Here is a 12,355-nt window from a genome sequence, read left to right as displayed (position 1 = left end):
CACGACAGGCAGCACGCCACGAATCGACACGGAAACGACGAGATGCAGGCAATCCAGTGGTTTCACGAACTGTCGACGCGCGAGCGCAGGACGCTGTATGCGGGCTTCGGCGGCTATGCGGTCGATGCGTTCGACTTCATGATCTACTCGTTCCTGATCCCCACGCTGATCGCGTCGTGGGGGATGACGAAGAGCGAGGCCGGGATGATCGCGACGAGCTCGCTGATCTCGTCGGCGATCGGCGGCTGGGTCGCCGGCATCCTCGCCGATCGCTACGGCCGCGTGCGCGTGCTGCAGTGGACGATCGCGACGTTCGCGCTGTTCACGTGCCTGTCCGGCTTCACGCATTCGTTCTGGCAGTTGCTCGCGACGCGCACCTTGCAGGGCTTCGGCTTCGGCGGCGAGTGGTCGGTCGTGACGATCATGATGGCCGAGACGATCCGCTCGCCCGAGCACCGCGCGAAGGCGGTCGGCACCGTGCAGAGCAGCTGGTCGTTCGGCTGGGCCGCGGCCGCCATCCTCTACTGGGCGTTCTTCGCGCTGCTGCCCGAGCAGCTCGCGTGGCGCGCGTGCTTCTGGATCGGCATCGTGCCCGCGCTGTGGATCCTCTACATCCGCCGCAACGTGAGCGATCCCGACATCTATACGGCCACGCGCCGCGCCCGCGACGAAGGCCGCGTAACGGGCCACTTCCTCGAGATCTTCTCGCCGCCCCACCTGCGCGCGACGCTGTTCGGCAGCGTGCTGTGCACCGGCATGCTCGGCGGCTACTACGCGATCACGACGTGGCTGCCCACCTACCTGAAAACCGTCCGCCACCTGTCCGTGTTCAATACGAGCGGCTATCTGGTCGTGCTGATCGTCGGCTCGTTCGTCGGCTACGTGGTCGGTGCGATCCTGTCCGACCGGCTCGGCCGCCGCGCGTCGTTCGTCCTGTTCGCGGTCGGCTCGTTCGCGCTCGGCATGGCGTACACGATGCTGCCGATCACCGACACCGCGATGCTGATCCTCGGCTTCCCGCTCGGCATCGTCGTGCAAGGCATCTTCGCGGGCGTCGGCGCGTACCTGTCCGAGCTGTATCCGGGCGCGATCCGCGGCTCGGGCCAGGGCTTCTGCTACAACCTCGGCCGCGGGCTCGGGTCGTTCTTCCCGATCCTCGTCGGCTCGCTGTCGCAGACGATGTCGCTCGTGAAGGCGATCGGCCTCGTCGCGGGCGCCGGCTATCTGCTTGTGATCGTCGCCGCGCTCGTGCTGCCGGAAACGCGCGGCAAGTCGCTCGCCGACGATCCGGCCGTCGCGTCGTAAACGCACTCGCACGGACACCGCATGCATGCGATCGTTCTCGGCGCCGGCGTGATCGGCGTCGCCACTGCCTGGCACCTGCGCGAAGCAGGCTGCGACGTCACCGTGATCGAACGCGAGGCCGATGTCGCGCAGGCGACGAGCCTCGGCAACGCCGGCGTGATCGCACCCGGCTACGTGACGCCGTGGGCCGCGCCCGGGATGCCCGGCAAGATCCTCAAGTACCTGTTCAAGCCCGCGTCGCCGCTGATTTTCCGGCCGACGCTCGATGCCGCGCAGTGGCGCTGGATCGCGCGCTGGCTGCGCGAATGCGAGTTCGAACGGTTCCGCGTGAACAAGCAGCGGATGCAGCGCATCGCGTACTACAGCCGCGCGTGCCTGCATGCGTTTCGCGAGCGCCATCCGTTCGACTATGGCGCGAGCCGCGGCTATCTGCAGTTGCTGCGCGGCGCGTTCGACGTCGAGATGGTGCAGCCCGCGCTGAAGGTGCTGCGCGATGCCGGCATCGCGTTCCGCGAACTCGACGCGGCCGGCTGCACCGCGATCGAACCGGGCCTGCGCTGGGCACGGCAGGCGCCCGTCGGCGGCATCTATCTGCCCGACGACGAAGCCGGCGACTGCGCACGCTTCACGCGCGAATTGCGGGCACTGTGCGAAGCGAACGGCGTGACGTTCCGCTTTCGCACCGAGGTTCGCGCACTCGAAATCGCGGGCGGCAAGGTACATGGCGTGCGGATTGCCGCGACGAACGAGCGAGCCGGAAGCGACGGCACCGCACGCAATACGGCGCTCGCCGCCGACGCGATCGTCGTCGCACTCGGCGTCGACAGTGCCGGCCTGCTTCAGCCGCACGGCATCGGCGTGCCGCTGTATCCGGTGAAGGGCTATTCGGCGACGCTCGCCGTCGTCGACGATGAAAAGGCGCCCCGCGCGGCGCTGATGGACGAATCGCTGAAGACGGCGATCACGCGCTTCGGCCCGACGCTGCGCGTCGCGGGCACCGCCGAGCTCGGCAACCGGCATGCGGCGCTGCGCCAGCAGGCGCTCGATACGCTGATGAAGGTGCTCGACGACTGGTTCCCGCACGCGGCCGATCGCGCATCCGCGCGCTTCTGGGTCGGCCGCCGGCCGATGACGCCCGACGGGCCGCCGCTCCTCGGCGCGAGCGGGATCGACGGCTTGTGGCTGAACGTCGGGCACGGCTCGACGGGATGGGCGATGTCGATGGGTTCGGGAAAGGTGCTGGCCGATCTCGTCACGGGGCGCGCGCCGGAGATCGACCTGTCGGGCCTGACGCTCGCGCGCTACGGCCGCTAGGCGCCGACGTCACCCGGCGCCGGCACGACCGGCACCGATACGATCGGCAGGTGTGACACGCCTTCGCGCGACAACCGGCTTTCGAACAGCGTCAGCGCGACGAAACGCAACGCGACGGGCCGGCCCGTCGCGCCGCCGTGCGCGGGCTGCCCGTGCGCATCGCGCGGCAACCGCGCGAGCGTCACGTGCGGCCGGAACGGCCGGCGGTCGGCCGGCACGCCCAGTTCGCGCAGCAGCGCGCACATATCGGCATTCAACGCCGCACAGGCCGGATCGGCCGCGAGCTCCGCGACGATCAGCCTCGCGCGCGGCAGGCTCGGCCACCACGCGATCCGCTCGACCGGCTGCAACGGCAGCGCGTGCCCGGCCGCGAGCGCCGGCAGCCGCCCGGCCAGCGCATCGCACCGTGCGCGTTCGATCGCGCCGATGAACGCGAGCGTCACGTGCAACTGGGCGGGCAGCGTGCGCCGCGCGCCGCGGGTGACCGGCAACGCGTGCAGCGCGTCGCGCGATGCCGTGTCCGGCATCAACGCGACGAACGCACGGAGCCGGTCGCCGTTCATGACCCGCGCACCGCCACGGGTGTTGCGCGCACGGCCTCGGCAGGCACCGGACGCCGCGGCAGCGGACCGTGCTCGCCCCACACGTCGGCAGGCAGCACGCGGGCAAGCTCGGGAATTGTGTTGCGCGTGAATACCGGATCGGCAATGCCTTGCGCGCGCTGACGGCGATAGTCGCGCCACGCCGCATGCGCATACTTGCCGAGCGCGAGGATCGCGATCAGGTTGATGATCGCCATCAGCCCCATGCTCGTATCGGCCATCGCCCACACGAGCGGCAGTTGCCCGACGCTGCCGAACATCACCATGCCGAGCACCGCGATACGGAACAGCGGCAGCACGCCGCGCCGCTTCGTGATGAACTCGACGTTGCCTTCCGCATACGCGTAGTTGCCGATCACCGACGAAAACGCGAGGAAGAAGATCGCGACGGCCATGTAGATGCCGCCCCAGTCGCCGACGTGGCTCGAGATCGCGCGCTGCGTGAGCGCCGCGCCTTCCATGCCGGTGCCGAGTTCGTACTGGCCCGACAGCAGGATCACGAACGCGGTCGCGCTGCAGATCACGATCGTGTCGACGAACACGCCGAGCATCTGGATCAGCCCCTGCGTAACCGGGTGCCGCGTGCTCGCGGTCGCGGCCGCGTTCGGCGCGCTGCCCATCCCCGCTTCGTTCGAGAACAGCCCGCGCTTCACGCCGATCGCGATCGCCTGGCTGACCGCATAGCCTGTCAGGCCGCCGGCCGCCTGCTCGACGCCGAACGCGCTCTTCACGATCAGCGCGATCACGTCCGGCACCAGTGCGATGTGCGTCGCGACCGCATAGACCGCAAGCGCGAGATAGCCGATCGCCATCAGCGGCACGATCACCTGCGCGACCGTCGCGATCCGGCGGATGCCGCCGAAGATGATCGGCGCGCTCAGCAGCACGAGCCCGAGGCCGACCATCTCGCGGCGCCAGCCGAACGACGTGTGGAACGCGTCGGCGATCGCATTGGCCTGCACCGCGTTGAACACGAAGCCGAACGCGAGGATCAGCGACAGCGAGAACAGCACGCCGAACGCGCGCGAACGCAGGCCCGTCTGGATGTAGTACGCGGGGCCGCCGCGATAGCTGCCGTCCGGGTGCGACACCTTGAAGATCTGCGCGAGCGTCGCCTCGACGAATGCGGACGACATTCCGACGAGCGCCGTCATCCACATCCAGAAGATCGCGCCCGGGCCGCCGACCGTCAGCGCGACCGCGACGCCGGCGATGTTGCCGGTGCCGACGCGGCTCGCGAGACCCGTCGCGAACGCCTGGAACGACGAGATGCTGCCCGGCTCGCCCTTGCTGCCGACCAGTTTGATGCTGAGGAACAGCGCCTTCAGCTGGATCATCCGGAACCGCAACGTGAACCACGCGCCGGCGCCGAGCAGCAGCGCGATCAGCACGTAGTTCCACAGCACGCCGTTGACGGTGTCGATCAGCCCATGCACGAATGCTTCCATCCAGAGTCCTTGTAGTGGGGTCAGTCATATGCAGCCGCCGCGCGAACGCGGCCGGAGGGGTGACATGATATGACAGTTTCCAAGAATTATTACAAAACGAAAGGAAACGGGATCACGGAAAATCAACACCTGATGTGATCAGGTTAGGCGACGCTCTGCGGAAATGACGAGGGTCTGCGGCAGCAGGCGGCAGCCCCTGGCATAAAAAAACCGGGCGCCCTTTCGGACGCCCGGCTTTCGTCGAAACCCGCTCGCGCGATGCAGCTTAGCGCGGCAGTTCCGAATGCCCCATCAGGTATGCATCGACCGAACGCGCGCACTGGCGGCCTTCGCGGATCGCCCAGACGACGAGCGACTGGCCGCGACGCATGTCGCCTGCGGCGAACACCTTGTCCACCGACGTGTAGTACGAGCGATCGCCTTCGGTCGCCGCACGCGCATTGCCGCGCGCATCCTTCGCGACGCCGAATGCCTCGAGCACGGTGGCGGCCGGTTGCGTGAAGCCCATCGCGAGCAGCACGAGGTCGGCCTTCAGCTCGAATTCGGAGCCCGGCACTTCCTGCATCTTGCCGTCCTTCCACTCGACGCGCACGGCGATCAGCTTCTCGACCTTGCCGTTCTTGCCTTCGAGACGCTTCGTCGCGACCGCCCAGTCGCGCTCGCAGCCTTCTTCGTGCGACGACGACGTGCGCAGCTTGATCGGCCAGTACGGCCACACGAGCGCCTTGTTTTCCTCTTCCGGCGGCTGCGGCAGCAGCTCGAACTGCGTGACGTGCTTCGCGCCGTGGCGATTGGACGTGCCGACGCAGTCCGAACCCGTATCGCCGCCGCCGATCACGATCACGTGCTTGCCCTTCGCGACGAGCTGGTCGACCAGCTTGTCGCCCGCGTTCACGCGGTTCTGCTGCGGCAGGAAGTCCATCGCGAAATGCACGCCGGCGAGCTCGCGGCCCGGCACCGGCAGATCGCGCGGCGTTTCCGAGCCGCCCGCGATCACGACCGCGTCGAACGCTTCCTTCAGCTTCTCCGGCGAAATGGTTTCCTTCGCGAGGTTGCCGATCGACTCGGGCAGCGGATCCTTGCCGATGAACACGCTGGTGCGGAACGTCACGCCTTCCGCTTCCATCTGGCGCATGCGGCGATCGATCAGCCACTTCTCGAGCTTGAAGTCGGGGATCCCGTAACGCAGCAGGCCGCCGACGCGATCGTTCTTCTCGAACACCGTCACGTCGTGACCGGCGCGCGCGAGTTGCTGCGCGACGGCGAGCCCCGCGGGGCCCGAACCGACCACGGCGACCTTCTTGCCGGTCTTGTGCTCGGCCGGCAGCGGCTTCACCCAGCCCTCCGCCCACGCCTTGTCGATGATCGCGTGCTCGATCGACTTGATGCCGACCGGATCGTCGTTGATCCCGAGCGTGCACGCCGCCTCGCACGGCGCCGGGCAGATGCGGCCCGTGAACTCGGGGAAGTTGTTGGTCGAATGCAGGACTTCGATCGCCTGCTGCCAGTCCTGGCGGTAGACGAGATCGTTGAAGTCCGGAATGACGTTGTTGACCGGGCAGCCGTTGTTGCAGAACGGGATGCCGCAATCCATGCAGCGGGCGCCCTGGACCTTCGCGTCCGCGTCGGCCAGTGCCGCGACGAATTCCTTGTAATGCTTCACGCGCGTGAGCGGTGCTTCGTACGCCTCGTGGCGGCGTTCGAACTCCAGAAAACCGGTTGCCTTGCCCATAAGGTGCTCTTCTGTTCGGTGTATCGGGTGGGGGAGCCGCGCGCGGCAATCATGCGCGCGCGGCAGTCGCTATGTCGTTCGTCGCTCAGGCGGCCAGCACTTCCTTCGCCGCCTTCTTCGCACCGATCTCGCCCAGCGCGCGCTTGTATTCGTTCGGGAACACCTTCACGAACTGGCGGCGCGCCGCGTCCCAGTTTTCCAGCAGCGACTTCGCGCGCGGCGAACCCGTGAACTGGAAATGACGCTCGACGAGCCCCTTGAGCAGCGCTTCGTCCGTCGTGCCCGCGTGCCAGAGTGCGCGATCGACCGTGCGCTCCTGCTCGGCCTGCTGCAGCACCGGATCCAGCGCGACCATCGACTTGTTGCACTTCGCCGCGAACGTGCCTTCCGGATCGTAGATGTACGCGAGACCGCCCGACATGCCGGCCGCGAAGTTGCGCCCGGTTTCGCCGAGCACGACGACCGTGCCGCCCGTCATGTATTCGCAACCGTGGTCGCCCGTGCCTTCGACGACCGCCGTCGCACCCGAGTTGCGCACGCAGAAGCGCTCGCCCGCCACGCCGCGGAAGAAGGCTTCGCCTTCGATCGCGCCGTACATCACCGTGTTGCCGCAGATGATGTTTTCCTCGGACTTGCCGCGGAAGTCGTTGGTCGGACGGATGATGATCCGGCCGCCCGACAGGCCCTTGCCGACGTAGTCGTTGCCGTCGCCGACGAGGTCGAGCGTCACGCCCTTCGCGAGGAACGCGCCGAAGCTCTGGCCGGCCGTGCCCTTCAGCTGGATGTGCACCGCGTCGTCGGCCAGGCCGTCGTGACCGTGCTTCTTCGCGATCACGCCCGACAGCATCGCGCCGACGGTACGGTTCACGTTGCGCACCGGCTGGATGAACGACACATGCTCGCCGCTGTCGATCGCGGCCTTCGCCTTCTCGATCAGCACGTGGTCGAGCGCACGCTCGAGGCCGTGATCCTGCACGTCGACGTGACGCGGCGCGACGTCCTCGCACTCTTCCGGCTGGTAGAACACGCGCGAGAAGTCGAGGCCCTTCGCCTTCCAGTGCTCGACGCCCTTGCGCGTGTCGAGCAGGTCGGCGCGGCCGATCAGGTCGTCGAACTTCGCGATGCCGAGCTGCGCCATGATTTCACGCACTTCCTCGGCGACGAAGAAGAAGTAGTTCACGACGTGCTCGGGCTGGCCCTTGAACTTCGCACGCAGCACCGGATCCTGCGTCGCGACGCCGACCGGGCACGTGTTCAGATGGCACTTGCGCATCATGATGCAGCCCTCGACGACGAGCGGCGCCGTCGCAAAGCCGAATTCGTCCGCGCCGAGCAGCGCGCCGATCACGACGTCGCGGCCCGTCTTCATCTGGCCGTCGGCCTGCACGCGGATCCGGCCGCGCAGGCGGTTCAGCACCAGCGTCTGCTGCGTTTCGGCAAGGCCGAGCTCCCACGGCGTGCCCGCATGCTTGACCGACGACAGCGGCGAAGCGCCCGTGCCGCCATCGTGGCCCGCGATCACGACGTGATCGGCCTTCGCCTTCGCGACACCGGCCGCGACCGTGCCGACGCCCACTTCCGACACCAGCTTCACCGAGATGCTCGAGCTCGGGTTCACGTTCTTCAGGTCGTGGATCAGCTGCGCCAGATCCTCGATCGAGTAGATGTCGTGGTGCGGCGGCGGCGAGATCAGGCCGACGCCCGGCACCGAGTAACGCAGCTTGCCGATGTATTCGGACACCTTGTGGCCCGGCAGCTGGCCGCCTTCGCCCGGCTTCGCGCCCTGCGCCATCTTGATCTGGATCTGGTCGGCCGATGCCAGGTACTCGGCGGTGACGCCGAAGCGGCCCGACGCGACCTGCTTGATCTTCGAGCGCAGCGAATCGCCGTCCTTCAGCGGAATGTCGGTGACGATCTCGTCGCCGATCACCGACTTCAGCGTCTCGCCCGCCTTGATCGGAATGCCGCGCAGCTCGTTGCGATAACGCTTCTGGTCCTCGCCGCCTTCGCCGGTGTTCGACTTGCCGCCGATCCGGTTCATCGCGACCGCGAGCGTCGCGTGCGCTTCGGTGCTGATCGAGCCGAGCGACATCGCGCCCGTCGCAAAGCGCTTCACGATGTCCTTCGCCGATTCGACGTCGTCGATCGGGATCGCCTTGGTCGGCTCGACCTTGAACTCGAACAGGCCGCGGAACGTCATGTGACGCTTGGTCTGGTCGTTGATCAGGTGCGCGTATTCCTTGTACGTCTGGTACGAGTTGCTGCGCGTCGCGTGCTGGAGCTTCGCGATCGAATCCGGCGTCCACATGTGGTCTTCGCCACGCACGCGGTACGCGTACTCGCCGCCCGCGTCGAGCATGTCGCGCAGGACCGGGTTGTCGCCGAATGCGTCGCGGTGCAGGCGGATCGCTTCTTCAGCGACTTCGAACAGGCCGATGCCGCCGACCTTCGATGCCGTGCCCTTGAAATACTTCTCGACGAGGTCGCTCGACAGGCCGAGCGCTTCGAAGATCTGCGCGCCCGTGTACGACATGTACGTCGAGATGCCCATCTTCGACATCACCTTCTGCAGGCCCTTGCCGACCGCCTTCGTGAAGTTGTAGACGGCCTTCTCCGGCGACAGGTCGCCCGACAGGCCTTCGGCCATCTTCGCGAGCGTTTCCATCGCGAGGTACGGGTGCACGGCTTCCGCGCCGTAGCCCGCGAGCAGCGCGAAGTGGTGCGTCTCACGCGCGGAGCCCGTCTCGACGACGAGGCCCGTGCTCGTGCGCAGCCCTTGCTGGACGAGGTGCGTGTGGATCGCCGACGTGGCGAGCAGCGCCGGAATCGCGACGTGCTCGGCGTCCGTCTTGCGGTCCGACACGATCAGCATGTTGTAGCCGGACTTCACCGCGTCGACGGCTTCCGCGCACAGCGACGCGAGGCGTGCCTCGATGCCTTCCTTGCCCCATGCGACCGGATAGCAGATGTTCAGCTCGTATGCGCTGAACTTGCCGCCCGTGTACTGGTCGATCGCGCGGATCTTCGCGATGTCCTTGAAGTCGAGCACCGGCTGCGACACTTCGAGACGCATCGGCGGGTTGATGTTGTTCGTGTCGAGCAGGTTCGGCTTCGGGCCGATGAACGACACGAGCGACATCACCATGTTCTCGCGGATCGGGTCGATCGGCGGGTTCGTGACCTGCGCGAACAGCTGCTTGAAGTAGTGATAGAGCGTCTTGTTCTTGTTCGACATCACCGCGAGCGGCGAGTCGTTGCCCATCGAACCGACGGCCTCTTCGCCCTGCTGCGCCATCGGCGCCATCAGGAACTTCAGGTCTTCCTGCGTATAGCCGAACGCCTGCTGGCGGTCGAGCAGCGCGGCGCCCGCCGTGCGGCCGGCCGCGACTTGCTCGGCCTTCGGCTCGATCTCGTCGAGCTTGATGCGCACGGCGTCGATCCAGCTCTTGTACGGCTTCGCGTTCGCGAGGTTGTCCTTGAGTTCCTTGTCGTCGATGATGCGGCCGTGTTCCATGTCGATCAGGAACATCTTGCCCGGCTGCAGGCGCCACTTCTTGACGATCTTCGATTCGGGGATCGGCAGCGTGCCGGCCTCCGACGCCATGATGACGAGGTCGTCGTCGGTCACGAGGTAGCGCGCCGGACGCAGGCCGTTACGGTCGAGCGTCGCGCCGATCTGGCGGCCGTCGGTGAACGCGATCGCGGCCGGGCCGTCCCACGGCTCCATCATGGCAGCGTGGTATTCGTAGAACGCGCGGCGGTTCTCGTCCATCAGCGTGTGCTGTTCCCACGCTTCCGGGATCATCATCATCACCGCGTGCACGAGCGGATAGCCGGCCATCACCAGCAGTTCGAGACAGTTGTCGAACGATGCGGTGTCGGACTGGCCCGGGTAGATCAGCGGCCACAGCTTCGGCAGGTCGTCGGCGAGCACGTGCGACGCGATCGCGCCGGTACGCGCGTTCAGCCAGTTCACGTTGCCCTTCACGGTGTTGATCTCGCCGTTGTGCGCGATCATCCGGTACGGGTGAGCCAGTTCCCAGGCCGGGAACGTGTTGGTCGAGAAGCGCTGGTGCACGAGCGCGAGCGCCGACACGACGCGCGAGTCCTGCAGGTCGCGGTAGTACACGCCAACCTGGCCCGCCAGCAGCAGCCCCTTGTAGACGACCGTGCGCGCCGACATCGACGGCACGAAGTATTCCTTGCCGTGCTTGAGCTTGAGCGCCTGGATGCGGTGGCTCGCCGTCTTGCGGATCACGTACAGCTTCCGCTCGAGCGCGTCCGTCACCATGATGTCCTTGCCGCGGCCGATGAAGATCTGGCGGATCAGCGGCTCGCTCGCCTTCACGGTCGGCGAAATCGGCATTGCATGATCGACCGGCACGTCGCGCCAGCCGAGCACGACCTGACCCTCGGCCTTCACCGTGCGCTCGAGCTCCTGCTCGCACGCGAGACGCGACGCGTTTTCCTTCGGCAGGAAGATCATCCCGACCCCGTATTCGCCGGCGGGCGGCAGATTCACGCCCTGCTTCGCCATTTCCTCGCGATAGAACGCGTCCGGAATCTGGATCAGGATGCCCGCGCCGTCGCCCATCAGCGGATCGGCACCGACCGCGCCGCGGTGATCGAGGTTTTCGAGGATCTTCAGACCCTGCTGGATGATCTCGTGGCTCTTCTTGCCCTTGATGTGAGCGACGAAGCCGACGCCACAGGCGTCGTGTTCGTTTTGCGGGTCGTACAGACCTTGTGCGGCGGGCACCGCGGCGAGCGGCTGCTGGTGGTCGTTCATGGGGACACCGTCGTAAAGGGGGCCTGGAGGGCCGTTGAACCATTTTTTTGTTGCCGTCGCTCCCGCTCCCGACGGGAGACGGCACGGCCGACAGTGGTTGGGCAAGCTCTGCCCGGGCCACCGGAATTCGGAATATACGCGACGAATCAAAGGAATAGCAACAAAAACCGCTTGATCGAACCCCAATTAAAGGCGCGCCCCGATGTGGTGCTGATTTACTGGGGTCGTATCATTTTGGTGCAAAAAGAAGCGGCGCCCGCAGCGCCGCCTCGTGGCCCGCCTTTCCCGTGCTACTGCTGGATCGGCGGCGTGTTTTCACGCACCTTTCTGGGGCGTCCGCGCGGCAGCGGCGACACGCGCCGGTTCGCCGTGCGCGCCGCCCACTCGCGGTAGTGCTCGCCGCCGAGCACCCAGCCCTTCAACGTCGCCTGCTGGAGCTGATCGGCCTGCCGTTCGTCGAGCGGCTGCTCGCAGAGCTCCTTGTACGCGCGCTGCCGGTCGAACGGCGTGTTGCCGAGCGCCCAGTAGAGCGGATGGTCGGTGATCAGGCTGTCGACGGTGAGCCCGACGTGATGCCGGTAGCTCGACCAGCGATACGCCTCGGGCGTCGCGACGAGCTGCGAGCGCACCGGGCTCATCTCGACCACCCGGCTCGCGAGCAGGAAATAGCGCTCGCCTTCGATCACCGTCGCGCGATAGCGGCCTTCCCACAGGGTGCCGCGCCGGGAATAACGCCGGTTGAAATGCGCGACGTAGCGGCGGCCGACCGCCTGCATCGCCTTCGGCAGGCTCGCCTCGTCGCTCGGCGTCACCAGGAGCTGCACCTGACGCGGGAGCAGCACATAGGCATGCACCGAAAGATGGTGATCGCGTGCCGCGGCCTTCAGACAATCGATGAAGAGTTCGTAGTCCTGGTCGTCGACGAACGCGGGTTGCTGATCCAGGCCGCGCAGTATCACGTGCTGCGGCTGGTCGGGAACGTAGAGTCGTGCTAACCGTGCCATGCTGAATGTCCGTTTGAACGCGTTAGGAAATACCCGGAGGTCCGAAAGTGCGCACCTGCGTAGAATGCCTGTCCCTACGGGGCGCGGAAGCGTACGGTCGTGCGAATCCTAGTGAAAAAGCTCTAACTTGCGAGCTTGTTTGGTTTTAAACGCAGTCGTCA

The 12,355-nt window shown here is 66.7% G+C and carries 7 protein-coding genes; 2 read left to right on the top strand and 5 right to left on the bottom strand.

The window, feature by feature from the left end:
• The first annotated feature begins 42 nt into the window (after positions 1 to 42).
• On the top strand, positions 43 to 1,305 hold the full coding sequence (locus DCN14_RS16110; RefSeq protein WP_096504221.1) for an MFS transporter: 1,263 nt from the start codon (positions 43 to 45) through the stop codon (positions 1,303 to 1,305).
• Positions 1,306 to 1,326: 21 nt separating this feature from the next.
• Complete coding sequence (locus DCN14_RS16105; RefSeq protein ID WP_096504219.1) at positions 1,327 to 2,619, top strand: D-amino acid dehydrogenase; 1,293 nt, start codon at positions 1,327 to 1,329, stop codon at positions 2,617 to 2,619.
• Here the strand turns inward: DCN14_RS16105 and thpR are convergent.
• From thpR to DCN14_RS16075, 5 genes are all read right to left on the bottom strand, one after another.
• Positions 2,616 to 3,182: an RNA 2',3'-cyclic phosphodiesterase gene (gene thpR / locus DCN14_RS16100; RefSeq protein ID WP_096504217.1), complete on the bottom strand. Its 567-nt coding sequence runs from the start codon at positions 3,180 to 3,182 to the stop codon at positions 2,616 to 2,618. The genes DCN14_RS16105 and thpR overlap by 4 nt on opposite strands.
• A complete protein-coding gene (locus DCN14_RS16095; protein ID WP_096504215.1) occupies positions 3,179 to 4,669 on the bottom strand; it encodes an alanine/glycine:cation symporter family protein in 1,491 nt (496 codons plus the stop codon). The genes thpR and DCN14_RS16095 overlap by 4 nt, the downstream gene beginning before the upstream one ends.
• A 265-nt stretch (positions 4,670 to 4,934) precedes the next feature.
• On the bottom strand, positions 4,935 to 6,401 hold the full coding sequence (locus tag DCN14_RS16090) for a glutamate synthase subunit beta (RefSeq protein WP_096504213.1): 1,467 nt from the start codon (positions 6,399 to 6,401) through the stop codon (positions 4,935 to 4,937).
• An 85-nt stretch (positions 6,402 to 6,486) separates the two neighbouring features.
• Positions 6,487 to 11,190, bottom strand: coding sequence for a glutamate synthase-related protein (locus DCN14_RS16085; RefSeq protein WP_096504211.1), 4,704 nt, complete (start codon positions 11,188 to 11,190; stop codon positions 6,487 to 6,489).
• A gap of 290 nt (positions 11,191 to 11,480) precedes the next feature.
• On the bottom strand, positions 11,481 to 12,194 hold the full coding sequence (locus DCN14_RS16075; protein WP_034189835.1) for a transposase: 714 nt from the start codon (positions 12,192 to 12,194) through the stop codon (positions 11,481 to 11,483).
• Between the last annotated feature and the right edge of the window lie 161 nt (positions 12,195 to 12,355).

This window comes from Burkholderia sp. IDO3 (assembly GCF_003366075.1).
Classification (GTDB): Bacteria; Pseudomonadota; Gammaproteobacteria; order Burkholderiales; family Burkholderiaceae; genus Burkholderia; species Burkholderia anthina.
Note: the sequence above shows the minus strand (reverse complement) of the source record. Positions and strands in the feature narration are given on the sequence as shown.